Below are 25052 nucleotides of genomic sequence, written 5' to 3' on the forward strand. Positions count from 1 at the left end.
CTGGAGTGCTTGCGCGCTCAGTAATGTCGGCGCTGTGAGGAACGATTCCTGCGGTGCCGGTGTCGCCGGGACGGGCACCCAGTCGGTGCTCGTCATCCTGTTCGACGGTGTGCAACCTCTCGACGTGGCGGGGCCTCTCGACGTGTTCTCGGTGGCGGCGCGTTTCGCCGGTACGGCGGACGTGCCGCCCTACGTGGTTCGCACGGCTTCGCTCGGAGGCGGGGCGGTGCGCACCGCCGGGGGACTGCGGGTGGTGCCCGATCTCGACCTCGCCGACGCCGAGGAACCCCGACCTGCTCCTCGTCCCGGGCGGACCCGGCGTGGGAGACGTCGACGACCGGCTCGTGGCCTGGCTTCGTGAGCGCGCTCCCACCGCGAGGAGGGTGGTGCCGGTGTGCACCGGGGCGTGGCTCCTCGCCGCCGCCGGACTCCTCGACGGTCGCCGTGCGACCACTCACTGGGCCGGGCTCGACCAGCTCGCGGAAGTCGGCGTGACGCCGTCGAAGGAGCGGGTCGTCATCGACGGCCACCACGCGACCGCGGCCGGCGTGTCCGCGGGCATCGACATGGCGCTGACCCTGGCCGGTCTCATCGCGGGCGACGACATCGCCCAGGAGGTGCAGCTCATCATCGAGTACGCGCTGGAGCCGCCTCATGACGCGGGTTCGGTGGACTCCGCTCCGGCGGCTGTGGTCGAGAGCGTGAGGGACGGCGCTGTCGGCCTGACTTCTACGCAGTGCCCGATAGGTCGCACCGGTGAGACGGCGGCTCGCGGCGAGCCCAGGACGTCGGCCAGCGCTAACCCATGCCCCAGTTCAGGTGCAGTCCGTTGACCGAGTTCGCCGTGGACAGACCCGGCCCGCGGTGAGCTAGTTGCGCCCGCGCGCCGGCGTCTGGTTGCAGACGCCATGCCGCAGCGGCGTGTTCCCGACCGGGGAGTGGTCGGGCGAGACGGGTGATCCACCCGCCGCCCCGCTGACGCGGGGAGCGTTGCGCTGGTCGCCCAGCGGGAGCTGGTCGTAGTCGGTGAGAGGGAGTTCGTCGTTCATTTCGCTCGACTCCCCGGCTTCGTCTGCCATGAACGGCACCCGCAGCCGTGCGCCTTCGATTCACCGTGCTGTGGGAACAAGGGGCGTGCCAGGTCCTGCTCCGGTGCCCGGCCGATCACCCCGATCGGCCGGGCACCGGACGGAACCGGTCAGATCGGGTCGTCGGGGGTGCGCGTCGCACTGGCGACCGAGCCGCCGGCTTCGTCCGCGAGCTGCCCGCGCCCAGCGGCTTCGGCCAGCACCTCCTCGTCCATCTCGTCCGCGGCGACGGGCACGTCGGGCTGTTCCTCGGCGAGCCGGTCGGCCAGGGGGCGAGGGTGGGCCTCCTCGTAGGGCGTCATGCCGTACTTGTCCACGCCGCTCCACCGCTCCGGCGGGTCCATCCCGGCCTCGAGCGGGTCGAGCCGCAACCGGTCCTCGTCCAGGTCCTCCGCGCTGTTGAGCGCGGCCGGGTCGGTCTCCACCGCATCCGGCGAGCCGGTGTCGTGCGGCGGCGTGTAGGACGCCTGGTCGTCGTCCGGAGCCATGTCGTGTGTTGCCATGACAACCGTGTACCCGATGGCCGTCCGATCAATCGATCTATCTCGGTCGTGCGGCACGACCGGGTGGCCGCTCCTGGCCGGCCGGGAGGTCCACTCGCGCCGGTCCGCTGCCGTCCACAGTGGATCAGTTTCGGTGGTCCCGCGGCCGATGCGGGCCTCAGCGGAATTTGGTCGCGGTGCCGAGGACGCGGCGTCTTCCGTCGAAGGTCTGCAGGACGTGCCGCGCCTCCTGCATCGACTGCATCGCGGGGTCGTCTGAAGCATCGGTGGCGAGCGCTTCTTCCCACATCCGCTTCTCGATCGCCCGCCAGTCCGGCTTCTCGAGGACCTCGGCGTCGGTGAACCCGGCCCAGGGGAGCTGCCCTCGCGGTCGGCCGATTCCCAGCAGGTGATGGCCGCCGCCCGCCGGGCCGGAGCACCCGCAGGCACTCCGCCAGCGCGTCCGGTTTCGACTCGGCGAACTGCAGCGAGTCGATGACGATCACCGCGTCCACCGAGCTGTCGCTCAGACCCGTGGCGGTCAGCGTTCCCACCCGGAAGCCGCCGCTGCCTCGCCGCCGGGCCTGCTCGACGGCAACGGCCGAGAAGTCCACGCCGATGAGCCGGCACCCCGTGCGCCGCGCGATCTCCGACCCGTAGCCGCCGCTGCCGCACGCCAGGTCCAGCAGCACCTGGTCCTCGCCGAGGCCGAGGGCCGTCACGACCGCCGCTGACCTACCTCAGCCGCTGGCGGATGTTGCTGGCACAGCGCGCTCTTCGTGACAGCGATGCCCGCGTCGGGTCGCTGGCGGCCAACTCGGCTACTCGTCGGAAAGCGCTTTCAGCACCGCGTTCGAGCGCGAGGTGGGGCAGTCCCCACTTCGCTACCGCCACCAGGTGCGCGATGGCGGCGATCACGTCCGGTAGGAAGGCCTGGCTCACCCGGTCCGCGGAACGTCCGGCGGTAGGCGCTGGGCGCGACCCCGACCGCGCGCGTGAACTGGGCGCGGAAGTTGCTGCCGGTGGGGAAGCCGGTGGCCCTCGCGATCTGCTCCACGCCCTGGTCGGTGCCCTCCAGCAGCTCCTGGGCGTGCCGGAGGCGGACGCCGGTCAGCCACGCGATGGGGCTCTGCCGCAGCTCGTCGGCGAAGCGGCGGTTGAGGGTGCGCACGCTGACCCGCGCCTGCGCCGCGATCTCCGCCAGCGTCAGCGGCCGGTGGGCGTTGTGCTCGATCCAGTCGAGCAGCGGAGCCAAAGGGGACGAGCCGGCGGGTCGCTCCTGCCGGATGAACTGCGCCTGGCCGCCGTCGCGGTGCACCGACGCCACGGCCAGCCGCGCGGTGGACGCGGCGACCGCGACACCGTGGTCGCGCTCGACCAGGTGCAGGCACAGGTCCAGCCCGGCCGCCGCGCCCGCCGAGGTGACGACCTGCCCGTTGTCGATGTAGAGCACCGCCGGGTCGACGCGGACCGACGGGTACCGGCGGGCGAGGGCGTCGGCCGCCCGCCAGTGCGTGGTGGCGGCGAGTCCGTCCAACAGCCCCGCCTCGGCCAGCACGAACGCGCCGACGCAGATGGACGCCAGGCGTTTTCCCTGGTCGGCTGCTGTGCGCAGAGCGGCGACCACGGCGGGTGGGACCGGGGCGTCCGCGACGTTGCGGCCGGGAACGATCACGGTGTCGGCGCCGGCCAGGGCGTCGAGTCCCGCGTCGGTGACCACCCGGATCGGACCGGCCTGGACCGTCGGCTGCGACCCGCACACCACCACCTCGTAGGCCGGGCGCCCGTCCGGGAGCAGGGCGCGGCCGAACACCTCGATCGGTGTGGCCAGGTCGAAGGCGATCGTGTCGGGCAGGGCGAGCACGGCGATCACGTGTGGCCGGATACAGGCGGAAGGTGGCACGCAGGCCAGTGTTGCGCACGTCGTGCGCCGAGAACGATGGGGGCATGGCACCAATCGCGCAGTTCCTGCTCTTCGAGGGGTTCGACCCGCTCGACGTCGTCGCGCCCTTCGAAGTGCTGGCCGCCAGTGAGAGGGTCGAGCCCGAACTGGTGGCGGTCGCCGGTCCGGGTCCGGTCGTCTCCGGCACTCCCGGCCTGTCGCTGACCGCCACCGCGGCGTTCGACCCGTCCCGACCCGGCTACCTCCTGGTGCCCGGCGCCTCCGGGCCGGTCGACGACATCCCGCAGGTGCTGTCCGGCTTCGCGCAGGGCGACGCGATGCCGTTGGTCCGCAAGGCCCTGGACAACCCGGAGATCACCGTGGCGACGGTGTGCGGCGGCGCGCTCGTCCTGGCGATGGCGGGACTGATCGAGGGCAGGAACGCGGTCACGCACGTGCTCGGCATGCCGCTGCTGGAGGCGACCGGCACCACGGCCGTCGAGGCCCGAGTGGTCGACGACGGGGACTTCCTGTCGTCCGGCGGCGTCACCTCCGGTCTCGACCTGGCCCTGCACCTGCTGGACCGGGACTTCGGACCGGAAGCCGCCCTGGGCGTCGAGAAGCTCTTCGAGTACGAGCGGCGGGGGATGGTGTGGCGCGCATGAGCGGGATCGCAGGCGACTGGGACGTCGCCATCTCCACGCCGATCGGCACGTTGCACGCCCGGTACGTCTTCCACGTCGACGAGAACGCCCTCACCGGGACGGCCACGGGCGCCGGCGACGAGGTGGAGCTGCTCGACCTCGCCGTGGCCGGCGCTCGGGTGACCTGGCGGCAGCAGGTGCGCAAGCCCGTCCGGCTCAACCTGGACTTCGACGTCACCGTCGACGGCGACACCTTCGAGGGGCACTCGCGCGCCGGCCGCCTTCCCCGGTCCGAGGTCGTCGCGAAGCGCGTCTCTCCAGGGCGTGTCCCGTGAGTCCGTTCGATGAGACTCACGGGCAAGAGTTCCGGAGGCCGCGACTGTCGCGGACGAGACTCACGGGACACGCCCTGGGATGCTGAGCCGTCAGGGCAGCACCAGCACGACCTTGCCCTTCGCCCTGCGCGACTCGACGCGGGCGAAGGCCTCGGCCGCCCGCGCGAAGTCGTACGTGCTGTCGATCTTCACGCGCAGCGCGCCGTCGTCGATCAGCGAGCCGAGCTCGCGGAGGTCGTCGCCGCTCGGACGCATGGAGAGGAACCGGTAGGTGTAGCCGCCCCTGCGGGCGCGGCGTCGCGGTCCGACCGTGGCGAGCCGGAGCGCGGTCTCCAGCAGAACGGCTCGCCACGGAGGCATCGCGTAGTCGTGCCGGACAGATCCCGGGGTGGGGGTCGCCGAGACGGTGACCAGGCGGCCACCTCGCGCGACCACGTCCGGGAGCGGTTCCCCGACGAGGTCGAACACCTTGCCGAAGGACCCGGGACCGGTGTCGATCGCCTGGGTGCGGTAGTCGATCACCTCGTCCGCGCCCAGGTCGCGCAGCAACGGCGCGCTCCCGGCCGAGGCGGTCGTCGTCACCCGAGCGCCTGCCCGCGCGGCGAGCTGGACGGCGAACATCCCGACGGTGCTCGAGCCGCCGGTGATGAGCAGGCGGTCGCCGGCGCGGACCTCCAGCGCGTCGCGGATCGCCTGCAACGCGGTCGTGCCGGCGAGCGGAACCGCGGCGGCGGTGACGAAGTCCAGCCCGCGGGGCATGCGGGCCACCAGCCGCTCCTCGACGGCGACCTGCTCCGCGAGCGCCCCCAGCCGGGCTTTGTCCGTGCGGCCGAACACGGTGTCGCCGACCGACAGCGACGTCACCTCCGCGCCGATCGCCGACACGACGCCGGAGAACTCGTTGCCCGGCACCACCGGGAACCGCACGGGGTTGGCGAACCGGAAGCTGCCGGACCGCTGCAGGACGTCGACCGGGTTCAGGCCGACCGCGCGAACGTCCACCACCACGTCGCGCGGACCTGGCAGCGGGGTGCTCCGGACTCCGAGGCGGAGCACCTCGGGTCCGCCGAAGCCGGTGAGTTCGTAAGCGCGCATGTCGACTCCAGGGCACAAGTGGAGGAAGGTCCTCCACTTGTTGACCGTAGACCCGCGCCTCAGCGTGACCGGCGAGACCTCAGCTGCGTGCCGCAGCCGGCGAGCCGGCGACAGCGGTGAGCCGGAGCTTGGTCTCGTCCTCGCTGCCGGGCGCCGCCGTCATGATGACGATCTTGAGCTCGGAGTCCCCGTCGGTCAGGACGTCGCAGTCGACCGCCACCGGGCCCACCGACGGGTGGTGGATCGTCTTGTGGTCCTCGCGGTGCGCGGCCACCTCACCGGTCGCCCACAGCTTCGCGAACCTCTCGTTGCCCGCGTTCAGCTCCCGCACGAGCGCGGCCAGGCGGCCGTCGTGCGGGAAGCGGCCGGTGGCGCGGCGCAGGTCGGACACGACGGCGAGGTCCGTGGCGTCCCGGTCCTCCTCGTCGACGGGCCACCGCGCGAGATGAGGGGCGCTGCCGTCCACCGGGAACCTGTCGCGGGCGAAGTTGCGCAGCCTCTCCCGCGATTCCGCGGGATCGCCGAGCAGAGCCGTCCAGCCGCGGTTCCACCACACCAGCTGCCAGTCCGCCGCGAACACGGCCACCGCCACGTCCCCGAGCCGGGCGACCACCCGCTGCACGCCGGGCGGGACGTGGTCGGAGATCGTGCCGGTGGACGGGGGCACGAGCTGCGCGAGCCGGTACAGGTGGTCGCGTTCGGCGGCGGACAGCTGCAGGGCGCGCGCCAGCGACGCCACCACCGATGCCGAGGGCGTCGTCGCCCGTCCCTGTTCCAGGCGCACGACGTAGTCGACCGACATCCCGGCGAGGTCGGCCAGCTCCTCGCGCCGCAGCCCCGCGGCCCGTCGCCCGCGCGCGGTGCGCAGCCCGGCGGCCGACGGAGGCAGGCGGTCACGCCAGATGCGGATCATCGCACCGAGATCGGTTCCGGGTGTCGTCGTCACGACGTCCATCCTGCTGCCGGCGGAGCCGGTCGGCAGGGCGTGAAGGTGGTACTGCTCTTCCTACCGTCGAGGCGTTCCTGGTTGACCTTGCCGCGCAGGACCACCATGGGGACCATGACGATCACCTTCATCACCGGAGCGAACAAGGGTCTCGGCCGGGAGACCGCGCGCCGTCTCGCCGAGCTCGGCCACACCGTCCTCATCGGATCCCGCGACCCGGAGCGGGGAGAGGAAGCCGCCGCCGCGCTCGGCGCGCGGCACGTCCCCATCGACGTGACCGACGACGCGTCCGTCGCCGCCGCGGCGGAGGACGTCCTGCGGCACGAGGGCCGGATCGACGTCCTGATCAACAACGCCGGTGTGCACGGTTCCGCCGCCGCCCCCGAGGACCTCACCGGCGAGGACGCCCTGGCGGTCTTCCAGGTCAACGTCATCGGTGTCGTGCGCACCACCACGGCGTTCCTGCCGCTGCTGCGCCGCTCGGACGACCCCGTCATCGTCAACGTCAGCAGCGGCATGGGCTCCCTCGCCCTCACCCACGACCCGGACCGGCCGGAGTCGAAGGTCGTCGTGCCGCTGTACACCGCGTCGAAGGCGGCGCTGACGATGCTGACCACGCAGTACGCGAAGGGCCTGGAGGGCATCAGGGTCAACGCCGCCGACCCCGGTTACACCGCGACCGACCTGAACGGCCACAGCGGGTACCAGACCGTCACCGAGGGCACGGACGCGATCGTCGCGCTCGCCACCGAGGGCCCCGGCGCCGGTACCGGCAGGTTCGTGTCCCGCGAGGGTGAGGTCGCCTGGTCCTGACCGGTGGTGGCGCTACCCGCGCCGTGCGGCGCCGGGAAGCCAGTGCCGCACGAGCGCGAGGGCGTCGTCACCGCTCGGCGCCGCACCGAGATCGCCGGTTCCCGGCGTGTTGCGGAGTCCGTCGACCACGATCCGCAGGTACCGGGTCCAGGCTCCCGGACTCGTCTCGCGGCTGTGCTGGGCGACTTCGCTGATCATCGTCAGGAGCAGCGGGACGTCCTCGGCGGTGACGTCGGGTCGCAGTGACCCCTCGGCGTGGGCGCGGTCGACCAGCTGAGCTACGACGGGCATGATCCGGTCCCGGATCCCGCGGAGGTAGCGGTCGTCGAAGCCGGCGCCGAGCTCGACGTCGCGGACGGCCCGGTCGGTGGCGTGCAGCTCGGCGGCGCGGTGAAGGAAGCGGACGAACCCGTCCCAGCCGGTCGGGGCGTGCAGTGCCGCCTCGACCGCTGTGGCGTGCTGCTCCAGGCGTTCCTCCAGCGCGGCCCGCAGCAGGAGCTCCCTGGTCGGGAACCGCCGGTAGACGGTGCCGACGCCGACACCGGCCCGCTGTGCCACCTCGTCGAGGGTCGCGGACGACCCTCGCGACGCGAACACCTCGCGAGCGGCCTCGACGACGCGCTGCCGGTTCGCCTGCGCGTCCCGTCGCAACGGCCGTTCGGACACGGCTGGGTCGGTGCTGGCCACGGCGTCAGCCTAACGACGCGGAGAGCCGTTCGGACGGCGCGGCTCAGCCGCTGACCGAGGCGGAGAAGTTGTCGACCGCCAGGCCGGCACCGCCGTTCCACGGCTCGAACCCGGCCTGGATGCTGGTCAGGTACCAGGAGTTCGTGATCGCACCGCGGTTGCGCACGTCGTTGACGAAGTCGAGCACGTTGAACGACCACGAGTTGATCGGCGACGGCGCGACGTAGGAGATGACGTTGTTGGAACCGTTGCTGCCGCGCCACACCTGCCAGCTGCGCCCGCCGACGGTGGTCGTGCCGACGGCGCTGCCGATGGGCTGGATCGAGCCCTGGCGGTTGAACCAGATCATGATCTCCATCTGGTTCACGCCGTTGGTCTTGGGCGTGGGGTCGAGCCAGATGTCGTACGAGGCGTTGTAGGTGCCGCCCGCGTACCGGTAGTTGATCGACGACGTGGCGCTGCGGATCCGGCTGACCTGCATCGGCAGCGTGGAGCCGGGGGAGCAGTTGGTGTAGTGGCAGCCGAGGAACACCGACGGGTACGACACCGGCGCCCCGTTGGTCGGGGACGAGCCCTGCTGGGTGGTGATCTGGAAGCCGGACGAGGTGGCGTTGATGCACTGCTGCGCCGAGGTGCCCCACCGGTTGTTCTGGACGACGTAGCGGCCCTGGATGGTGGTCGACCCGTACTGGTCGCAGATGGTCACATCGGCGTGAGCCGGACCCGCTGTCGCGACGAAGGTGCTCGCGACCAGCAGGCCGGCGGCGGCGACGGCACGGACGGTCTTTCGCATGGTGACTCCAATGACAGGGTTATGGGAGCGCTCCCAGAATACCGCGGTGTCAATGAGCTCGCAGATTGTCGAATGAGTGCACGGATGTGTTGAGAGAACAGATTCAGCTGGTCACAGGTGCTTTTGAAGCGAATTCACCACTTTCTTCGACTGCGGCGAGTTGTCGAATGCCGAATCGAATCGATGGTGAGTCGACAATCGCCGTGTCATCGAGATCCGGACTGGCCTGACGTGGCGGACGACACTGTGACGACCCCGTTCGTGGCGAGGACCGGAGGCGGTTTTTGTCGGTGTCGTCCGGACACTGGAGAGGTGAGCACCTCGACACCGCTGCTGAGCCCGACCCGGATCTACGTGGAGCCCGCCGCCGCGCTGCTGCCGCGAGGCCGCGAGGTGCTCGACAGGTTCCCCGACGCGGACCGGGTCGAGGTCGACAGCCACTGGCGCATTCCCGAGCTGCACGGCGACGAGGCCAACGCGCGGCGGTGGGTGCGGATCAAGAGCGAGGCGCTGGTGCTCGGGGTGAAGAAGTCGCTCAGCGCGCGGCCCAACGGGCGTTCGGCGCACTTCATCGCGCCGTCCACGGCCAACGGCTGCGCGATGGCCTGCGCCTACTGCTACGTGCCGCGGCGCAAGGGCTACTCGAACCCGATCACGGTGTTCGCGAACATCGAGCAGATCACCGGCTACCTGTCCCGCCACGTCGCCCGGCAGGGGCCGATGACCGAGCCGGGCCAGATCGACGACCAGGCGTGGGTCTACGACATCGGCGAGAACTCCGACTGCTCGGTGGACGCGATGGTCAGCGACAACGTGCGGGACCTGGTGCGGCTGTTCCGCGACCTGCCCACCGCCAAGGCGTCCTTCGCGACCAAGTACGTCAACCGCGATCTGCTGGAATGGGATCCGCGGGGCCGTACCCGCATCCGGTTCTCACTGATGCCCGAACGCACCGCGAAGCTGCTCGACATCCGCACCACCCCCGTCGCGGAGCGCCTCGCCGCCCTCGACGACTTCCGCGACGCCGGCTACGAGGTGCACGTGAACCTCAGCCCGGTCGTCGTGTACGACGGCTGGCTCGAGGACTGGCGGCACCTGCTCGAGTCGCTCGGGGACGCGACCTCCTCCGCCACCCGCGACCAGCTGGCCGCCGAGGTCATCATGCTCACCCACAACCAGCCGCTGCACGAGGTCAACCTGCGCTGGCACCCGCGGGCGGAGGACCTGCTGTGGCGCCCGGACCTGCAGGAGGCCAAGCGCAGCGAGGGCGGCGGGGTCAACGTCCGCTACCGGCGGGGGCTCAAGCGGGAGCTCCTCGACTCCTTCCTCGCACTCGTCGAGGAACACGCTCCTTACCTGCGCGTCCGGTACGCCTTCTGAACAGGGCACCGGGTCAGAAGGCGTCCTCGGGTGCTGCCGTTGGGGGAACGGCATAGCCGTTGCACACTCCGTTGGTCATCCGCTCACCCCCCGCCTCCTCGACGAAGCGGCACGGGAGAGCGCTGCCACAGAAAAGTGGAAGAAATCTTCAACTTGGAATTTTTCTTCCACTTGACTACGCTCGGCCGTGTGACCGAAACGGCTCCTCTGCGTCGTGACGCTGAGCGCAATCGTCAGCTGCTGCTGCGCACGGCTCACGAGCTCATGGCCTCACAAGGGCTCGGCGTCTCGTACGAGGACATCGCGCGAGCGGCCGGCACCGGGATGGGCACGATGTACCGGCGCTTCCCGCAACGGCGGGACCTGCTGGACGCCTTGTTCAGCGAGCACGTCGACACGGTGATCGGCCTGGCCGAACAGGCCTCGCGGTACGAGGACGCCTGGGCCGGGCTCACCTGGTTCCTCGAGCGGCAGCTCGAGATCGAGGCGCAGAGCCGGGGCTTGGGGGAGCTGCTCCGCAGCCGCGACCAGGCCACCGAGCTGGTGCGGCGGGCGCACGAGCGGATGACCCCGCTGGTGGCCGGTCTCGTCGACCGGGCCGTCCGCGCGGGTCAGCTGCCGGCCGGAGCGACTCCCGCCGATTTCGCCGCGGTGCACGTGATGGTGGGCAGCGTCATGGACGCCTCCCGCGCTCACGCCCCGCAGCTGTGGCGCCGCGCTCTCCGGATCGCACTGACGGGCATGCGCCACGCGGACCTGTCCGGCGACGCTCCGGAAGAGACGGTCATCGACCACCTCTACACCGACCAGACATGAAGGCCAGGCACATGACGGTTCTACCCGACGACCTGATCGCGGTCCTCAACACCAAGGCCATCTGCTTCGTGACCACGCTCATGCCGGACGGAGCGCCGCAGATCTCCCAGACCTGGGCGGGCACGGACGGCGAGCACGTGCTCATCAACACCGTGGACACCCACCAGAAGACCCGCAACCTCCAGCGCGACCCCCGCATCGCCCTCGGCATCGCCGACCCGGCCGCACCCTCCCGTTACTGGGCGGTGCGCGGCAGCGTCGTGGACATGACCACCGACGGTGCACGTGAGCACATCGACGAGCTGTCCCAGAAGTACATCGGCCGGCCCTACCCCGGCTTCGGGGGCGGCGAGCAGCGGCGCGTCCTCCTCACCGTCAAAGTCGACCGGGTGCACACGCCCTGATCGGGACCTGCAAAACCACCCGATTCGGCGACTGTGGTGTCCGCACAGGCGCGTCGGCTCGTCCACCGCGGCACTCGTCGGCAGGCTGTCACAGCAACACGGCGAGTGAGAAACGTGGAAGGAACGACAACCCGATGATCCGAATCGTGCCTGCCAAGGATCAGCAGATGCGGGTGACCTGGGCGTTGCCCAGGCACGTGCCGTCAGGGCCCGTCAGCGTGGTCGGTGACTTCAACGGCTGGACGCCGGGGGCCACCGAGCTCCGGGCCCGTTCCAACGGCAGCCGCAGCGCGACCGTCGTCGTGCCGCAGGGCACCACCCTGCGCTTCCGCTACCTCGGCTCGAACGGTCACTGGTTCGACGACGAGGACGCGGCCGCACGCGACGACCACGGCTGCCTGATCACCGTGTAGCGCGAACGCCGGACCCGCAGCGTTCGCGCGTCTGCGGGCCGGCCTCCGCCTGACCGGTCCCGGCGGTTCAGGACCAGTGTTCGAGCTCGGCGTCGAGGCGCGGGTCCGTGCGGACCCACACCTCGCCGTCGGCGGCTCCGGGCGGGGCGTCGACGCGCTCGAGCCCGAGCGTCCGGACCAGCCCCAGGAGCTCGTCCCTGGCCTCGCCCGCCTCCTCGACGGTGCAGCTGTCGAAGAGGACGTAGTGCACGCTCCAGCGGTCGTCGTACCCGGTGTCCGCCCAGATCTTGCAGAAGCGGTCCACGGCTTCGCGGTCGAGTGGCGCCATCGCGGGCTGCTCTCGTTCGAGCGCGGCGAAACCTCTCGCGACGTCCTCGGCGCTCCACCACTCCGCTGCCTCCGCGACCGCGGCGGGGGTGAAGTCCCGCATCGCGAGGAAGTTCTCCAGCAACCGGCCGGCACCGGTGTCCTCGATGCCCAGCCGGGCCTCGTGCAAGCGCGACACCAGGCCTTCCGACAGGGCGCAGGGACCCGAGAAGGTGAAGATGCCGGTGGCGGCCATCAAGGTGCCGCCGTCGGGGCGCGTCGCCAGGGCGAGAAGATCCGCCGGTACGCCGTCGTACAACGCTGCCCGCGCGCGGTCGTCGAGTGAGTTGAGCGCGCTGGTGTGGTCGAACGTCACCACCAGGCCGCGACCGTCGGCGCCGAACCAGGCGTTGACGGTGTCGCCGCTGCCGTTGCCGAAGCCGTAGTGCGTGACTCCGGCGACCGTCACCGGCTCGCGCCCGCCGGCGCGGGTCAGGACCTCCAGCCGTCGGCGCAGGTCGCGCGGATGGGTCCGTCGCAGCACGGAACCGTCGAACTCGAACCGGAGCCGTGCGCGCTGCAGACTCGCGATGTCGGGCAGCCAGGGACCGGGGAGGTCGAGAGCGCCGAAACCGCCTCGAACGAAGTCGGCGGCGTAGGTCCAGTACTTGTTCTCGCTGGTGACGAGGCGGTACTCGGTCCGCGCGCCCTGGACCCTGCAGACGGCACCGACGTCGAGCAGGAGCAGGAGCGCCTCCTCGTTCTGCTCGTCCTGGATGCGGAACGACGTGGTGTCGTCGGCGCGGTGCCGGTCGACGAACTCCCGGAACGCGTCGCGGCCGGTCTGAGGATCGCCTGGCAGCCACTGCTGCTGGTTGCCCCCGTCGTCGCTGAAGGTCAGTGGTCTCATCGCCGTCCTCGGTCGGTCTGCGGATGCTCGTCGATCACCGGTCACTGAACACGACGAACTCGAAGGGCGTGTGCGTCCGGCACAAAGAGAACGGCGGTTCTGCTAGTGTCGATTCAAACAGAACGGGCGCTCTTTTTGTGGAGGTGCGATGCCCCGGCTCACGGACGCGCGCAAAGAACTCCGACGTGCGCAGATCACCGAGGCGGCGGTGCGCTGCTTCGGCCGCAACGGCCTGGAGCGGACGTCGATCGCCGACATCACCGCGGAGTCGGGCCTGTCGACCGGGTCGATCTACGCGCACTTCGGGACCAAGGCCGAGCTGATCCAGGCCGCGGCCCGCGCCACCCTCGCCCAGCGCGCCGAGGTGCTCGGCGGGTACGCCGACGGCGACAGCCCGCCCGGCCCGGACGAGCTGCTCGCCCGCATGGCCGCGGCCATCGACCCGGTGCAGGCCCGGTTCGGGGTGCAGATCTGGGGCGAGGCGACGACCGACCCGGTCATCGGCGGCGTCGTCGTGGACATGATCGACCGGTTGCGCGTGATGGTGCGCGACTGCGTGACGGCCTGGCTGGTCAAGGTCGAGGGCCGCGATCCGGCCGTCGCGGGGGAGCACGCCGAGCCGATCGCCCGCCAGTTGATGGCGCTCTACCTGGCTGAACTGCTTCAGGCCGCACTGCGGCCGACTTCTGAGGAGACCACGCGATGACAACACCGACCGCCTCGTTCGCCGGCCGCACCGTGCGGCGCATCGGCTACGGCGCGATGCAGCTCGAACGCCTGCACGACCGCCGCGACGAAGCTGTGGCGTTGCTGCGGCACGCGGTCGAGCTGGGCGTGGACCACGTGGACACCGCCACGTTCTACGGCTTCGGGTTCGTCAACGACGTCATCCGCGAGACCCTGCGCGACGACGACGGCGTCCTCGTCGTCACCAAGGTCGGCGCCGACCCGGACCCCGGGGGGCCGTTGCCGCTGCGGCCGGCACAGCGGCCCGAGCAGCTGCGCGCCAGCGTCGAGGACAACCTGCGCGGTCTCGGCACGGACCGGCTCGACGTCGTGAACCTCCGCCGCCTCGACACCGGCCCCGGCCTGCGGCCCCACGGTGACCAGGTCGTCGACCTCGACGACCAGCTCGCGGTGATGACCGCCCTGCGCGACGAGGGCAAGATCGGGGCGATCGGCCTGAGCAGCGTGAGCCTCGACGTGCTGCGCAGGGCCCTGCCCGCCGGCATCGCCTGCGTGCAGAACGCCTACAGCCTCGTCTCCCGCGACGACGAGGACCTGCTCCGGCTGTGCCTGGCCGAGGACATCGCGTGGGTGCCGTACTTCCCGCTCGGCAGCGCCTTCCCCGGTCTGCCCAAGGCGACGGACGAACCCGCGGTGCACGCCGTCGCGGAGTCCCTCGGGATCACGCCCTCCCAGGTCGGACTCGCGTGGCTGCTGCACCGCGCACCCCACGTGCTGCTGATCCCCGGCACCGCCAGTGCCGCCCACCTCGCCGAGAACATGGCCGTCGGCCGGATCACCTTCGACGCGGACACCCTCGCGACCCTCGACGCCGTCGAGTCCCGCTCGAGCGAAGTCCCCATCGGATGAACGGCGAGGACACCCCGATGAAAGCCGTCGTCTACCGCGACACCGGTGGCCCCGAGGTTCTCGAGCTCGTCGACCGCGACCTGCCGTCACCCGGCCGCGGTGAGGTCCGCGTCCGGGTGGCCGTGTCGGGGGTGAACCCGACCGACGTGCAGGCCCGTTCCGGCACGGCCCACCCCAAGAACTTCCCGGAGATCACCCCGCACCACGACGGGGCGGGCACGATCGACGCCGTGGGCGACGGTGTCGATCCCGGCCGCGTCGGCCGGCGGGTGTGGCTGTTCATGGCCGCGGCCGGGAGGCCGGCCGGCACCGCCGCGGAGTTCACCGTCGTACCCGCGGACAGGGCCGTGCCGCTGCCCGACGACATCGCGTTCGACCTCGGCGCCGCGATCGGCGTCCCCGCTCTCACCGCGCACCGCGCCCTCACCGTCGCCGAGGACGGACCGCACCGCCTGCGGCCGGGCGCGCTCAAGGGCAAGGTCGTGCTCGCCGCGGGCGGTGCCGGAGCCGTGGGGCACGCCGTGATCCAGCTCGCCCGCTGGGCGGGTGCCACCGTGATCAGCACCGTCAGCGGCCAGGAGAAGGCCCGGCTGGCCACCGCCGCCGGCGCCCACCACGTCGTGAACTACCGCGAAGGCGACCCGGCCGCCGCGATCCGCGAGATCGCCCCGGACGGCGTCGACATCGTCGCCGAGGTCGCCCTCGGCGCGAACCTCGAACTCGACCTCGCCGTCCTGCGCTTCCGCGGCACGATCTCCACCTATGCCAACGACGGTGGCAAGCCGGTCGAGCTCGACGTGCGGCGGAGCATGGTGATGAACGCCCGGTTCCAGTTCCTGGTGCTCTACACGGCGGGACCGCAGGTGCTCGCCGCGGCCGTCGAGGACGTCACCGCCGCGATCGCCGACGGCGCCCTGCCCGTCGGCGAGGAACACGGCCTGCCGCTGCTGCGCTTCCCGTTGGAGCGCACCGCCGACGCCCACCGAGCGGTGCAGAACGGCGCGGTCGGCAAGGTCCTGGTCGACGTGACGTCCTGAGCCGTGAGGTGGGCCTGGCCGGGCCTGGCCCACCTGCTCAGTGTTGTGCCCGCAGGTCTTCCGCCAGCACCCAGAAGACCTCGAAGTTGGGGATGTCTCCGATCGCGCAGGCCCACGGCCTGCCACCCGCCGGGGCGATCACCACCTGGCCCGCGTTGGCCGACAGGTCCCGAACCGAGTCCCACGGCACGAGACCGCCGGGGGTGGTGATGCCGGACGTGGAGAGGGCGAGTGGGCCGAAGGCGACGGTCCGGCCCGCGTTGATCTCGTCCACCGCCGGTGGCAGCCGCCGGTCGAAGATCTCCTTCTGCAGCAGGGGACCCAGCTGGAGGACATCGGTGGGCGAGGCCTTGCCCGGCTGTTCGGTGCCCCGGAAGACGACCAGGTCGCCGTCCGCCAGCACGAGCTTGTGGACGTGGACGGTGATGATGTGCTGGCCGTTGACGTAGTTGTCGGTCACGACGCGGTGGATGGCGTCGACCTCGGCCCACGTGAAGGCGCGGGCGGGAACCTCTCCCTGCGGCGGCAGTGCGAAACCCTCGCTGAACAGGTAGACGCGTTCGCGTTCTTCCCCGCCCCCGCCGTCGCGGTCCATGAAGTACATGCCCGCGCCCCAGCCCGCGAGCGCCAGCACCACGCCCACTCCGATGCCCAGACCGGCGCTGCCGGTCACCCACCACAGGAGCAGGGCGAGGACCAGGGGACCGGCGATCGCGGCGAGGACGAGCAGGCCGTTGCGGAGATCGGTCTTCTTCTCCTTCTCGGCTTCCTCGGCGGTGCCCACCCGGTGCGGCACCCTGTGCACCGCCTTGGCCTGGCCCAGTCCTCTGTTGGCGGCGGCGATCCCCACCTCGGGCGGGATCGCGTGGTTCCCCACGAACTGCATCGACATCCTGGCTCCACTACCGCGGTCGGCGAAGCCTTGATCGAACCACGGGACAGGAGGCGGGAGTAGCACTTCCGGATGATTCGACCAGCAGGAGGTCCGGCGGGCGGCGGACAGGACGCGCCGCCCGCCGGAGCGGGGGTCGCCGGTCAGGCCTGCTCACCTGACGGTGCGGTGAGCTGGACGCCGAGCCGGACAGGGGTGCCGAAGTTCGGCGTCCCGTCGGCGTTCCAGGTGAACTTCTGCGCACGGGTGGAGCGGTTCATGTCGCAGCCGCCCGAGGCGCTGTCGTTGGCGTGGTAGACGATCCAGTCCTCGGTGCCGTCGGGCGACTTGAAGAAACCGTTGTGACCGGGGGCGAACACGCCGTTGGCGTCGTCGCGCTGGAAGACAGGGGTGGGCGACTTCGTCCAGTGCGCCCGGTTGAGCGGGTCGGACCCGGTGAGGGTGAGCAGCCCGAGCTTGTAGTCGGGGCCCCAGCAGGCGCTGGCGGAGTAGACGATCATGACGCGGCCGTTGCGGTACAGCGGTTCCGCCCCCTCGTTGACCGCCCCGGTCTGCCGCTCCCACGCCAGCGTCGGCTGGGAGATGGTGCGCCGCGCGCCGCTGATCGTGTACGGGTTCGACAGCGGCGTGATGGTCAGGCTTTGGGTTCCGTCGATCGCGCTGCCCATCAGGTAGAGCTTGCCGTTGTGCTGCAGGATGCTCGGGTCCAGCTCCCAGGTGGAGCCCAGGTCGGCCTTGAACGCGTACGGGCCCATCGGGTCGGTTCCCGCGCTCTCCAGCACGTGCAGGCGCTGGGTGGGGTTGTAGTCCGGCACGTTCCGCCCGGCCACGTAGTACAGGTACCAGCGGCCGTTCAGGAGGTGGAACTCCGGCGCCCACATGTTGCAGCACCCGTCGGGCCGGCTCGAGAGGGTGAAGATCACCGTGTCCGCGGCGCTCGACAGGCCGGCCAGCGTGCGGGACCGGCGCATGGTGATCGTCGAGTTCCACGTCGTCGTCGCGAGGTAGTAGTAGCCGTTGTAGTACTGGAGCCACGGGTCGGGGCCGTTGCGTTTGACCGGGTTGGTGAACGTGCCCGTTCCCAGCCGGATCAGCTGCCACTGCTGGTTGTGCCCCTGGGTGTCGGGCCACTGGATGACCTGGCCGCCGTCGGCGGTCGAGAAGTCCAGAACGTCGACGGCCTTGGCACTGGCGCGGTTGACGAGGCGGACGTGGCCACCGTCGGAGTCGGCCAGCCGGAACTGCTGGCCGGTCCGGCCGGCGTCGGTCGTCTGCACGAGGCCGGTCCTGTCAGCGGTGGACGGGAAGTCCAGGACCTTGCCGCTGTGCCGGGACTTCAGGCGGTAGTAGCCGCCACCGGAGTCCACGAACTGCCACTGCTGCCAGGCACCGTCGTTGCGCGACCACTGCACGATCGGCGCGCCGTCGTTCGTGGCCAGGTCGTACACGTCCAATGCCTTGCCACTGTGGCGGTTGACCAGGACATAGGACGCATTCGTGTCCACTGTGGCCGCCGCAGCCGTGTGCGGTGACGCCGCCACGGTGGCGCCCACCACCATCGCGGTGGCGAGCAAGGCGTTGGTACGCATGCGGATTGCCGCTGTCATGCTCTTCTCCCTACCTCGGCGACCTCTCCTGCGCGGACGTCACTCCAGCACGAACGTCGCGTCCGCCTGTCCCTGCGCGTCGGTCACCGCTTGCACGTAGAGCAACCCGTTGCTGTGCCGGACATAGCGGCCGGGGAGGTTGAACGACTCGAACGACGCCGCCGAGCCCGCCGCGAGTCCCGCGCGCTGCGAGAAGCCGGCGTCGCCGCGGAACTGGGCGGTGCCGTCGTTGCGCTCGACCCAGAGCTCGTAGTTGCGGTGGCGCAGGTAGTAGCCGGGGAAGTTGGTCGACTCCAGCGACACGGTGCCGGAGCCGGCCAGACCCGCCACCACCCTGAACTGCGAGTCGGCCAGCGGGGACACGGCGGCTTCCAGCCTGGCGCGGTACTCCCAGTGCCGCACGAAGCGGTCGGGGGCGTTGTACGACCTGAGCCGCAGCGGGGTGGCGCCGTCCGGCACCGGGATGCCGAAGTCCGGTGTGCCGTCTGCCTTGTAGTAGACCTTCTGCACGCGCGTGCGGCGGTTCGGGTCGTTGAGCGGATCACCGCTGATGTCGCGGTAGTTGCGGTCGTGGTAGACCATGATGTCGCTCTGGCCGTCCTCGGACACCGTGAACGAGTTGTGGCCGGGCCCGTACTGGCCGGTCGTGCCGTTGCTGGTGAACACGGGGTCGGGGCTCTTGGTCCACGACGCCGCGTTGAGCGGGTCGGCCGAGGCCGGTGCGGTCAGCATGCCCAGGCAGTAGTTCGCGTCGGTCGCGCTGGCCGAGTACGTCAGGAAGATCTTCCCGTTGCGCTGCAGGACGGTCGGTCCCTCCGCCACCTTGTACCCGCGGGTCTCCCACGCCAGCGTCGGCACGGTCAGCCGGGTCACCGCGCCGGTGATCGTCCACGGGTTCGCGCCCATGCGGGCGATGTAGACGTTGGAGTTCGTGGAGATACCCGGTTCCTGCTGTGCCCAGGTCAGGTACCGCACGCCGTTGTGCGCGAACGTGGACGCGTCCAGCGAGAAGGTGTCCCACGGGGTCGTGATGCGGCCGCGTTCGGTCCACGCCCCGGTCAACGGGTTGGCGCTCGACGTCTCCAGCACGTACATCCGGATGCGCCAGATGTCGTCACTGCGCCCCGCCGCGAAGTAGACGTACCACCTGCCGTTGATGAAGTGGATCTCGGGCGCCCAGATGTGCGCGGCCATCTCACCGCTGGAGTGCTTGCGCCAGATCACGGTTTCCGGCGCCGAGGCCAGGCCCTGGATCGTGGTCGCGCGCCGCAGGACGATCCGGTCGTACTCCGGCACGGTCGCGGTGAAGTAGTAGAACCCGTCGGTGTGCTTGAAGACGTGTGGATCGGCACGGTGCTCCGCTATCGGGTTCGTGTACCGCACCGCGGGCGAGGCGTCCGCGTGGGGAGCGGGCAGGCCGATGACGCCGGTGACAGCGGCCAGCACGAGCACGGCCACACGATGGAGGGCTGCCTTCATCGACTGTCCTTTCAGGCCAGTGGAGGAGAAGCGGTGAACGTCGGGGGAGTGCTCAGACCACGCGTGGCCAGCCGGCCGAGTCGTAGGCAAGGCGGTTGATGCCCAGCGAGGCCGCGCCGTTGTCGGCGTAGTAGTGGTAGACGATCAGGTCGCCGTCGACGTCGGCGAGCACGGCCTGGTGCCCTGGCCCGTGAACGCTCCCGTGCCCGGCGAGCACCTCGGTGCCGCCACCCGAGGTCATCGGCACGCCGTTGCGGTCGAGGTAGGGGCCGGTGACGCTGGAAGAGCGGCCCACCATCACCCGGTAGGTGCTCGACGCACCGCGGCAGCACAGGTCGAACGACACGTACTGGTAGTAGTACTGGCCGCGCTTGACGATGAACGGCGCCTCGACCGCGCCGCCACCCCGCCCGGCGACGGCGGTGATGCCGCTGCCGAGCCGCAGACCGGTGGAGGGGTCGAGCTGGATCATCTTGATGCCCGACCAGAACGAGCCGAAGCTCAGCCACCAGCGGCCCTGGTCGTCCACCACCAGGTTCGGGTCGATGGCGTTGAAGTCGTCCGTCTGACGCGACTCGATCACCAGGCCTCGGTGGGTCCAGGTGCCGAAAGCGCCGGTGGTGCTCGTGGCCAGGAAGATCGCCGAGCGGTTGGAGCCGAACGTGGACGCCGAGTAGTACAGGCGGTAGAGGCCGTCGCGGTAGGAGATGTCCGGGGCCCAGAGGTTCCGGCTGCCACCGGTGTAGGCCGTGGACCACGGCGCACCGCCGGGGAACACCGCACCCGCGTTGCGGAACGCGATGCGGTCGGTGGAGGTCTTCAGCGCGAGGTTGTCACCGGTGTGCACCAGCAGATAACTGCCGTCGGGCCGTCTGACCATCGCCGGGTCGTGCACCTGGACGTCGCCGGTGACGCGGCCGGGATCCGGATAGGCGGCCGCCGCGGCGGAGGGCGCGACGACCAGTGCGACGACGATGGCCAGAGCTGAGATTCGAGCGATCGACATGATGCCTCCGTTGGCAGCCGACTGCTGTTATCGCTAACAAATCCGCTGTTCGTTGATCGAAAGATCATTGGCCTGGGGGAGTGGAAGACTGCAGGGAACGTCTTGGCCGCACCGTAACGTGATGTTTTCACGCCTGACAAGGGCGTGCTGGATTCTCACCCGAAACAGTAGTGAGCGTTCACATATGTGTGGTGGAGAGTCGATTCTTGACGCCGTCGAATCGACATGGCGTTCGACGAGGCCGTGTCGAAGAAAGTCGAACGAAGTACGGCAACCGCTTCTCGTCGGGTGTTGGATCGACCGGCACACTGGGCGAATGAACCGGACCACGTATCGCCGCGCGGCACGTCCAGTGCCGGATGCACCTCACCACGCGTCGAGACCGATCGACGACCAGGACGACGCCGCTGTCGCCGACCTCATGGAACGCGCCTACGCCGGCACGATCGACGAGCACCTCGGCGGCAACAGCGACGGGGCAGTGGAAATCGCGGACTGGAGGCGGAACGCGGTGCCGCGCGCGAGCTTCGTGGCCCTGAAGGAAGGCAGGATCGTGGCCGCGTCGCTGATCTCCTCGACCGGCGACGACTTCTGGCTCGCCTACGTCATCACGCATCCCGAGTGGAAGGGCCAGGGCCTCGGCACCGCGGTCGTGGCGGCATCGCTGCGCGCGCTCAACGCCCCGGTGCTCGCTGGCGTCACCGACGGCAACATCCCCTCGGAGCGGCTTCTCGCCACGTTCGGCTTCACGCCGGTGCCGCGCTGACCCGGTCGCCGGCGGAATCGCTGTTCATGCGCACGGTTCCGGGCTGCGCTGAACTCCGCGGCGCGAGGAGGCGTATCCCTCCGTAGGCGGCGCACAACGCGGTGCCGGCACTTTCGGGTACTGCCGGAGGAGCACGGATTGAACCCCTCAGCCCAGATCGCGTTTCGGCTCGCCGTCGTCTTCCTCGTGCTCGGACTGGGCGGTGCGTCGGTTGCCGCGGTCGTCGGCATGGTGCTCTCCAAAGCCGTCCCCTCGGCGAGTGCGAAGGTCTCGCTCTGCGCGAAGGACGGCGTGGCTCCGGCCGGCGGCAGGGACTACCTCGCCCAGAACAACGTGTGGGCGGCCGAGACGCCGCAGTGCGTCACGGTCGGAGACCAGTCGATGCGCATCGACAGCGCCGGGCACGACGCCTCGCCCACCGGTGCTCCAGCCGCGTCCCCGTCGTTGTTCAGGGGATGTCACTGGCAGGAGTGCACCGACGTCGGCGACCTGCCGGTGCGGGTGTCCGCGATGCCCCGCATCACCAGCGACTGGGTCAGCAGGCAGGCCGACACGGGGATCTTCAACGCCGCCTACGTGGTGTGGTTCCACAGCGGACCGGTCGCCGACGGCACGCCGGACGGCGCCGAGGTGGTGATCTGGCTCCGCAGCCGCGGGGGAGTCCGGCCGGGAGGCACCCTGCTGGCCGGTGAGGTTCCGATCTCGGGCGCCAGGTGGAACGTGTGGCTGGCGCACGACGAAGATCGTGTGCGTCTCACCTACGAACGTGTCGGTGAGGTGACGTCGGTCAGCGGGCTCGACATCACCGCGTTCACCGAGGACGCCGTCGGGCGCGGCCAGATCTCGCTGGAGTGGTACCTGGTCGCGGTCGAGGCTGGTTTCAACCTGTGGCGCGGAGGCGCGGGCAACGCAATCGAAAGCTTTTCCGTCTCCGTGGACGACTAGTTCCCGCACAACGTGGAATATCCACGAGATCATTTCGTTTCTGTGCGTATTTGTGTGGAAGAAGTGTTGATCCGATTTGGTGTTCGAGCCTTCTTGACGGTCGTGCAAAGATGCTCGGGCGAGCCTCCAAATCAATCTCCGGATCGGGCATCTTCGTCATTCCACCAGGAGAACTCAGATGATCGGCAGGCGTCGAACCACCGGCCTCCTGGCCGCTGTCACCCTGTTCGCGGCGATGTCCGGCTGCGGTGCGCCGGACGGCGCGCGACAGGCGGCGACAACACCGTCCAGCAAGGTCGAGAAGGCCAGGATCAAGGTGGGGGTGCTGCCGGTCGTCGACGTCGCGCCTCTGCACATCGCGATCAAGAACGGGTACTTCAGGAACGAGGGACTCGAGGTCGAGCCCTTCATCGTCCAGGGCGGCGCCGCCGCGATCCCCGGTCTGGTCCAGGGCAGCCTGGACATCACCTTCGGCAACTGGGTCTCGTTCATCGCCGCGGAGGCGAAGGGGAACGCGAAGAACGCCGGCGGCCTCAAACTGATCTCCGACGCCTATCAGGCGAAACCGGGAATGTTCCTGATCCTCGTCAAGGGGACCGGTTCCATCAAGACGCTGCGCGACCTGATCGGCAAGACCATCGCGATCAACACGTTCAACAACATCTCCGAGCTGACCACGAAAGCGGTGCTGGAGGCGAATGACATCGACCCGAAGCGGGTCACGCTGAAGGAGATGGCCATGCCCGACATGGAGGCGGCGATCGAGCGCAACGTCGTCGACGCCGGGTTCATGAGCGAGCCGTTCATCACCAGGGCGCAGCGCAGCTCCGGGCAGCTCGCGATCCTCGACGCGGCGTCGGGCCCCACCGACGGCATCCCCATCGCGGGCTACGGCACGACCGGCAGGTTCCTCCAGGACAACCCGCACACCGTCGCGGCGTTCCAGCGCGCGATGGCCAAGGGGCAGCGCGACGCCTCGGACCGCGCCACGGTCCAGGCCCTTCTCCCCGACTACGCCGGCGTGGACCGGGACACCGCCAAGCTGGTGCACCTCGGCCAGTTCCCCACCTCGCTCGACGGCACCCGGTTGCAGCGGGTGGCCAACCTGATGAAGACCTACGGGCTGCTGCAGACCGACCTCGCCGTCGAACCGATGCTGGTCAGGGGCCCGGACAACTGACGGCGGTGGTCAGCGGGTCGCCGCGGTCTCGCACGACGCGGCCGGTGTCCCGGTGAGGGCGGAGTTGTCGATGTTGTCCTCCACCCAGCTGCGCAGCATCCGCAGCGGGACCGCCGCACTGTGGCCGAGCTCGGTGAGCGAGTACTCGACGTGCAGCGGCACTGCGGGGTAGACGGTGCGGTCGACCAGGCCGAACTCCTCGAGGCGTCGCAGGCTCTGGGTCAGCACCTTCGGGCTGACTCCCTGCAGGTGCCGTTGCAGTTGCCCGAACCGCTGCGGGCCGTCCTCCAGAGCGCCGATGGCGAGCGCGGACCACTTGTTCGCCAGCAGGTCCAGCATCGCCCGGCACGGGCACTGCGAGGCGTAGACATCGTGGTCGGAGTGCAGTCCCGTTTGGCAGACGGTGGTCATCGCAAGCCTTTCACCTCGATGCTTCCCAAAGGGAAGTATTGTCCCTTGCGGGTAACTATAACCCTGGGGATACGTTCCCCGGGTCAGGGAGAGACCACGTCCCGGTCGCTCCGCGTTCGTGATCCAGGGAGAGAACCAGTGTCCGACTCATCGATGCGCGCCGTCGTCCAGCACGCCTTCGGCGGTCCCGATGTGCTTTCGGTGCAGGAGGTGCCGCGCCCCGAACCGCTGCCGACCGAGGTCCGGGTGAAGGTGCACGCGGCCGGCATCAACCCGGTGGACTGGAAGACCCGCGCGGGCGGCGGAATGGCCGGTGTGCTCGGGGAGCCGCCGTTCGTCCTGGGCTGGGACGTCTCCGGCGTGGTGGAGAAGGTCGGCTTCGGCGTCACGACCCTGCGGGAGGGTGACGAGGTCTACGGCATGCCCTGGTTCCCGCGGGAGGCCGGTGGCTACGCCGAGTACGTGACGGCGCCGGCGCGGCAGTTCGCCCGCAAGCCGTCGAGCATCGGCCACGAGCAGGCCGCGGCGGTCCCGCTCGCCGCGCTGACGGCGTGGCAGGCCCTGGTGGACACCGCGCACGTCACGCCGGGGCAGCGCGTCCTGGTCCACGCCGCCGCGGGCGGTGTCGGGCACCTGGCGGTCCAGTTCGCCAAGCACCTCGGCGCCCACGTGATCGGCACCGCCCGTGCCGGCGGTCACGACTGGCTCACGAAGCTCGGCGCGGACGAGGTCGTCGACTACACCGCGGTCCGGTTCGAGGACGCCATCTCCGGCGTCGACGTCGTGATCGACCTGGTCGGCGACGCGCACGACAACACCAGCACGCGGTCGCTGGAGGTGCTGCGCCCCGACGGGCTGCTGGTGGCCGTTCCCTCGGGGATGTCGCCCGGACTCACCGCCGCGGCCGAGGCGAAGGGCGTGCGGGTCTCGCCCTTCCTGGTCGAGCCGGACGGTCCCGCGCTCACCCGCATCGCCGAGCTCATCGACGCCGGCGAGGTGGCGGTGGAGGTCGAGGAGACGTTCCCGCTCGAGGAAGTCGCCGCGGCCCACATCCGCGGAGAGTCCAACCGCACCCGCGGCAAGCTCGTCCTGCGCGTCACCTCCTGACCCCTTCGTCGCGGAAAGCATTGGAGCAACAC

General features: G+C 70.3%; 28 protein-coding genes and 4 pseudogenes. 17 read left to right on the forward strand and 15 right to left on the reverse strand.

From position 1 onward, the window contains the following. Positions 1-34 precede the first annotated feature (34 nt). Together VM306_RS12130 and VM306_RS12135 are read left to right on the forward strand one after the other, a co-directional pair. A complete protein-coding gene (locus tag VM306_RS12130) occupies positions 35-361 on the forward strand; it encodes a hypothetical protein (RefSeq protein WP_325514225.1) in 327 nt (108 codons plus the stop codon). Further along, positions 321-833 (forward strand): DJ-1/PfpI family protein, encoded by a 513-nt coding sequence (locus tag VM306_RS12135; protein ID WP_325514227.1) that lies wholly within the window; start codon positions 321-323, stop codon positions 831-833. The genes VM306_RS12130 and VM306_RS12135 overlap by 41 nt, the downstream gene beginning before the upstream one ends. Before the next feature lie 36 nt (positions 834-869). On the opposite strand, the gene VM306_RS12140 is transcribed toward VM306_RS12135, so the two are convergent. The 4 genes and pseudogenes from VM306_RS12140 to VM306_RS41345 form a co-directional block, all read right to left on the reverse strand. Beyond that, positions 870-1049, reverse strand: a complete 180-nt coding sequence (locus tag VM306_RS12140; protein ID WP_325514229.1) for a hypothetical protein — start codon at positions 1047-1049, stop codon at positions 870-872. 149 nt (positions 1050-1198) lie between these two features. Further along, on the reverse strand, positions 1199-1591 hold the full coding sequence (locus VM306_RS12145; RefSeq protein WP_325514231.1) for a hypothetical protein: 393 nt from the start codon (positions 1589-1591) through the stop codon (positions 1199-1201). A gap of 157 nt (positions 1592-1748) precedes the next feature. Then, positions 1749-1880, reverse strand: a complete 132-nt coding sequence (locus VM306_RS12150) for a hypothetical protein (protein WP_325514233.1) — start codon at positions 1878-1880, stop codon at positions 1749-1751. A gap of 169 nt (positions 1881-2049) precedes the next feature. After that, positions 2050-2292, reverse strand: a pseudogene (locus VM306_RS41345) (class I SAM-dependent methyltransferase); the annotation flags it as partial. A gap of 127 nt (positions 2293-2419) precedes the next feature. Here VM306_RS41345 and VM306_RS41350 point away from each other — a divergent pair. Next, positions 2420-2497 (forward strand): annotated as a pseudogene (locus tag VM306_RS41350) (hypothetical protein); the annotation flags it as partial. A 22-nt stretch (positions 2498-2519) separates the two neighbouring features. Here the strand turns inward: VM306_RS41350 and VM306_RS12160 are convergent. Next, positions 2520-3443 (reverse strand): annotated as a pseudogene (locus VM306_RS12160) (GlxA family transcriptional regulator); the annotation flags it as partial. Between the two features lie 74 nt (positions 3444-3517). On the opposite strand from VM306_RS12160, the gene VM306_RS12165 reads away from it, so the two are divergent. Both VM306_RS12165 and VM306_RS12170 read left to right on the forward strand, forming a co-directional pair. After that, positions 3518-4117 carry a DJ-1/PfpI family protein gene (locus VM306_RS12165; RefSeq protein ID WP_325514239.1) on the forward strand — a complete coding sequence of 200 codons (600 nt, stop codon included), beginning with the start codon at positions 3518-3520 and terminating at the stop codon, positions 4115-4117. Next, positions 4114-4431, forward strand: coding sequence for a hypothetical protein (locus VM306_RS12170; protein WP_325514241.1), 318 nt, complete (start codon positions 4114-4116; stop codon positions 4429-4431). The genes VM306_RS12165 and VM306_RS12170 overlap by 4 nt, the downstream gene beginning before the upstream one ends. Positions 4432-4521: 90 nt before the next feature. Here VM306_RS12170 and VM306_RS12175 read toward each other — a convergent pair whose 3' ends face one another. Both VM306_RS12175 and VM306_RS12180 read right to left on the reverse strand, forming a co-directional pair. After that, a complete protein-coding gene (locus VM306_RS12175; protein WP_325514243.1) occupies positions 4522-5526 on the reverse strand; it encodes an NADP-dependent oxidoreductase in 1005 nt (334 codons plus the stop codon). Positions 5527-5605: 79 nt separating this feature from the next. After that, positions 5606-6481 carry a helix-turn-helix transcriptional regulator gene (locus VM306_RS12180; protein ID WP_325514245.1) on the reverse strand — a complete coding sequence of 292 codons (876 nt, stop codon included), beginning with the start codon at positions 6479-6481 and terminating at the stop codon, positions 5606-5608. A gap of 105 nt (positions 6482-6586) precedes the next feature. Between VM306_RS12180 and VM306_RS12185 the strand changes: the two genes are divergently transcribed. Continuing rightward, positions 6587-7285 carry an SDR family NAD(P)-dependent oxidoreductase gene (locus VM306_RS12185; RefSeq protein ID WP_325514247.1) on the forward strand — a complete coding sequence of 233 codons (699 nt, stop codon included), beginning with the start codon at positions 6587-6589 and terminating at the stop codon, positions 7283-7285. Positions 7286-7297: 12 nt separating this feature from the next. Here the strand turns inward: VM306_RS12185 and VM306_RS12190 are convergent, their stop codons facing one another. Continuing rightward, on the reverse strand, positions 7298-7972 hold the full coding sequence (locus tag VM306_RS12190; protein ID WP_325514249.1) for a TetR/AcrR family transcriptional regulator: 675 nt from the start codon (positions 7970-7972) through the stop codon (positions 7298-7300). A gap of 43 nt (positions 7973-8015) precedes the next feature. After that, positions 8016-8765: a GH12 family glycosyl hydrolase domain-containing protein gene (locus VM306_RS12195; protein ID WP_325514251.1), complete on the reverse strand. Its 750-nt coding sequence runs from the start codon at positions 8763-8765 to the stop codon at positions 8016-8018. Between the two features lie 312 nt (positions 8766-9077). On the opposite strand from VM306_RS12195, the gene VM306_RS12200 reads away from it, so the two are divergent. From VM306_RS12200 to VM306_RS12215, 4 genes are all read left to right on the forward strand, one after another. Continuing rightward, positions 9078-10145 (forward strand): spore photoproduct lyase family protein, encoded by a 1068-nt coding sequence (locus VM306_RS12200; protein ID WP_325514253.1) that lies wholly within the window; start codon positions 9078-9080, stop codon positions 10143-10145. A 189-nt stretch (positions 10146-10334) separates the two neighbouring features. Next, the gene (locus VM306_RS12205) at positions 10335-10961 is read left to right on the forward strand and encodes a helix-turn-helix domain-containing protein (RefSeq protein WP_325514255.1); all 627 of its coding nucleotides are present in this window, start codon (positions 10335-10337) and stop codon (positions 10959-10961) included. Positions 10962-10972: 11 nt separating this feature from the next. Next, entirely contained in the window at positions 10973-11365 is a 393-nt protein-coding gene (locus tag VM306_RS12210) for a TIGR03618 family F420-dependent PPOX class oxidoreductase (protein WP_325514257.1), read from the forward strand. A 146-nt stretch (positions 11366-11511) separates the two neighbouring features. Continuing rightward, positions 11512-11778 (forward strand): isoamylase, encoded by a 267-nt coding sequence (locus VM306_RS12215; protein WP_325514259.1) that lies wholly within the window; start codon positions 11512-11514, stop codon positions 11776-11778. 67 nt (positions 11779-11845) lie between these two features. Here VM306_RS12215 and VM306_RS12220 read toward each other — a convergent pair. After that, positions 11846-13057: pseudogene (locus VM306_RS12220) on the reverse strand (DUF6357 family protein); the annotation flags it as partial. An 85-nt stretch (positions 13058-13142) separates the two neighbouring features. Between VM306_RS12220 and VM306_RS12225 the strand changes: the two are divergent. The 3 genes from VM306_RS12225 to VM306_RS12235 are packed head-to-tail and all read left to right on the forward strand — an operon-like array spanning position 13143 to position 15627. Continuing rightward, entirely contained in the window at positions 13143-13700 is a 558-nt protein-coding gene (locus VM306_RS12225; protein WP_325514261.1) for a TetR/AcrR family transcriptional regulator, read from the forward strand. Beyond that, positions 13697-14590, forward strand: coding sequence for an aldo/keto reductase (locus VM306_RS12230; protein ID WP_325514263.1), 894 nt, complete (start codon positions 13697-13699; stop codon positions 14588-14590). Before VM306_RS12225 ends, VM306_RS12230 begins: the two co-directional genes overlap by 4 nt. 17 nt (positions 14591-14607) lie before the next feature. Further along, positions 14608-15627 (forward strand): NADPH:quinone reductase, encoded by a 1020-nt coding sequence (locus tag VM306_RS12235; protein WP_325514266.1) that lies wholly within the window; start codon positions 14608-14610, stop codon positions 15625-15627. Between the two features lie 37 nt (positions 15628-15664). On the opposite strand, the gene VM306_RS12240 is transcribed toward VM306_RS12235, so the two are convergent. The 4 genes from VM306_RS12240 to VM306_RS12255 all read right to left on the reverse strand — a co-directional run bounded on the left by VM306_RS12240 (position 15665) and on the right by VM306_RS12255 (position 20611). Further along, on the reverse strand, positions 15665-16519 hold the full coding sequence (locus VM306_RS12240; RefSeq protein WP_325514268.1) for a DUF6585 family protein: 855 nt from the start codon (positions 16517-16519) through the stop codon (positions 15665-15667). 143 nt (positions 16520-16662) lie between these two features. Next, positions 16663-18126, reverse strand: coding sequence for a family 43 glycosylhydrolase (locus tag VM306_RS12245; RefSeq protein WP_325514273.1), 1464 nt, complete (start codon positions 18124-18126; stop codon positions 16663-16665). 39 nt (positions 18127-18165) lie between these two features. Further along, complete coding sequence (locus VM306_RS12250) at positions 18166-19605, reverse strand: family 43 glycosylhydrolase (protein WP_325514278.1); 1440 nt, start codon at positions 19603-19605, stop codon at positions 18166-18168. Positions 19606-19657: 52 nt separating this feature from the next. After that, a complete protein-coding gene (locus tag VM306_RS12255; RefSeq protein ID WP_325514280.1) occupies positions 19658-20611 on the reverse strand; it encodes an arabinan endo-1,5-alpha-L-arabinosidase in 954 nt (317 codons plus the stop codon). Positions 20612-20927: 316 nt separating this feature from the next. Between VM306_RS12255 and VM306_RS12260 the strand changes: the two genes are divergently transcribed. The 3 genes from VM306_RS12260 to VM306_RS12270 all read left to right on the forward strand — a co-directional run bounded on the left by VM306_RS12260 (position 20928) and on the right by VM306_RS12270 (position 23502). Continuing rightward, a complete protein-coding gene (locus VM306_RS12260; RefSeq protein ID WP_325514282.1) occupies positions 20928-21377 on the forward strand; it encodes a GNAT family N-acetyltransferase in 450 nt (149 codons plus the stop codon). Positions 21378-21515: 138 nt separating this feature from the next. After that, positions 21516-22322, forward strand: a complete 807-nt coding sequence (locus tag VM306_RS12265) for a GH12 family glycosyl hydrolase domain-containing protein (protein ID WP_325514284.1) — start codon at positions 21516-21518, stop codon at positions 22320-22322. A 178-nt stretch (positions 22323-22500) separates the two neighbouring features. Then, on the forward strand, positions 22501-23502 hold the full coding sequence (locus tag VM306_RS12270; RefSeq protein ID WP_325514286.1) for an ABC transporter substrate-binding protein: 1002 nt from the start codon (positions 22501-22503) through the stop codon (positions 23500-23502). 9 nt (positions 23503-23511) lie between these two features. On the opposite strand, the gene VM306_RS12275 is transcribed toward VM306_RS12270, so the two are convergent. Continuing rightward, complete coding sequence (locus VM306_RS12275; RefSeq protein WP_325514289.1) at positions 23512-23913, reverse strand: helix-turn-helix domain-containing protein; 402 nt, start codon at positions 23911-23913, stop codon at positions 23512-23514. Between the two features lie 153 nt (positions 23914-24066). On the opposite strand from VM306_RS12275, the gene VM306_RS12280 reads away from it, so the two are divergent. After that, positions 24067-25020: an NADP-dependent oxidoreductase gene (locus VM306_RS12280; protein WP_325514431.1), complete on the forward strand. Its 954-nt coding sequence runs from the start codon at positions 24067-24069 to the stop codon at positions 25018-25020. Positions 25021-25052: the final 32 nt, after the last annotated feature.

This window comes from Lentzea sp. (assembly GCF_035525475.1).
Lineage (GTDB): Bacteria > Actinomycetota > Actinomycetes > Mycobacteriales > Pseudonocardiaceae > Lentzea.

Excerpts from the sequence above, each read along its gene's own strand:
- VM306_RS12230 (WP_325514263.1), top strand. The coding sequence starts at position 13,697 with ATGACAACACCGACCGCCTCGTTCGCCGGCCGCACCGTGCGGCGCATC.
- VM306_RS12145 (WP_325514231.1), bottom strand. The coding sequence starts at position 1,591 with ATGGCAACACACGACATGGCTCCGGACGACGACCAGGCGTCCTACACG.
- VM306_RS12245 (WP_325514273.1), bottom strand. The coding sequence starts at position 18,126 with ATGACAGCGGCAATCCGCATGCGTACCAACGCCTTGCTCGCCACCGCG.
- VM306_RS12225 (WP_325514261.1), top strand. The coding sequence starts at position 13,143 with ATGCCCCGGCTCACGGACGCGCGCAAAGAACTCCGACGTGCGCAGATC.
- VM306_RS12165 (WP_325514239.1), top strand. The coding sequence starts at position 3,518 with ATGGCACCAATCGCGCAGTTCCTGCTCTTCGAGGGGTTCGACCCGCTC.
- VM306_RS12180 (WP_325514245.1), bottom strand. The coding sequence starts at position 6,481 with ATGGACGTCGTGACGACGACACCCGGAACCGATCTCGGTGCGATGATC.
- VM306_RS12175 (WP_325514243.1), bottom strand. The coding sequence starts at position 5,526 with ATGCGCGCTTACGAACTCACCGGCTTCGGCGGACCCGAGGTGCTCCGC.
- VM306_RS12140 (WP_325514229.1), bottom strand. The coding sequence starts at position 1,049 with ATGAACGACGAACTCCCTCTCACCGACTACGACCAGCTCCCGCTGGGC.
- VM306_RS12185 (WP_325514247.1), top strand. The coding sequence starts at position 6,587 with ATGACGATCACCTTCATCACCGGAGCGAACAAGGGTCTCGGCCGGGAG.
- VM306_RS12170 (WP_325514241.1), top strand. The coding sequence starts at position 4,114 with ATGAGCGGGATCGCAGGCGACTGGGACGTCGCCATCTCCACGCCGATC.
- VM306_RS12195 (WP_325514251.1), bottom strand. The coding sequence starts at position 8,765 with ATGCGAAAGACCGTCCGTGCCGTCGCCGCCGCCGGCCTGCTGGTCGCG.
- VM306_RS12250 (WP_325514278.1), bottom strand. The coding sequence starts at position 19,605 with ATGAAGGCAGCCCTCCATCGTGTGGCCGTGCTCGTGCTGGCCGCTGTC.
- VM306_RS12260 (WP_325514282.1), top strand. The coding sequence starts at position 20,928 with ATGAACCGGACCACGTATCGCCGCGCGGCACGTCCAGTGCCGGATGCA.
- VM306_RS12150 (WP_325514233.1), bottom strand. The coding sequence starts at position 1,880 with ATGTGGGAAGAAGCGCTCGCCACCGATGCTTCAGACGACCCCGCGATG.
- VM306_RS12280 (WP_325514431.1), top strand. The coding sequence starts at position 24,067 with ATGCGCGCCGTCGTCCAGCACGCCTTCGGCGGTCCCGATGTGCTTTCG.
- VM306_RS12275 (WP_325514289.1), bottom strand. The coding sequence starts at position 23,913 with ATGACCACCGTCTGCCAAACGGGACTGCACTCCGACCACGATGTCTAC.
- VM306_RS12235 (WP_325514266.1), top strand. The coding sequence starts at position 14,608 with ATGAAAGCCGTCGTCTACCGCGACACCGGTGGCCCCGAGGTTCTCGAG.
- VM306_RS12255 (WP_325514280.1), bottom strand. The coding sequence starts at position 20,611 with ATGTCGATCGCTCGAATCTCAGCTCTGGCCATCGTCGTCGCACTGGTC.
- VM306_RS12210 (WP_325514257.1), top strand. The coding sequence starts at position 10,973 with ATGACGGTTCTACCCGACGACCTGATCGCGGTCCTCAACACCAAGGCC.
- VM306_RS12240 (WP_325514268.1), bottom strand. The coding sequence starts at position 16,519 with ATGTCGATGCAGTTCGTGGGGAACCACGCGATCCCGCCCGAGGTGGGG.
- VM306_RS12270 (WP_325514286.1), top strand. The coding sequence starts at position 22,501 with ATGATCGGCAGGCGTCGAACCACCGGCCTCCTGGCCGCTGTCACCCTG.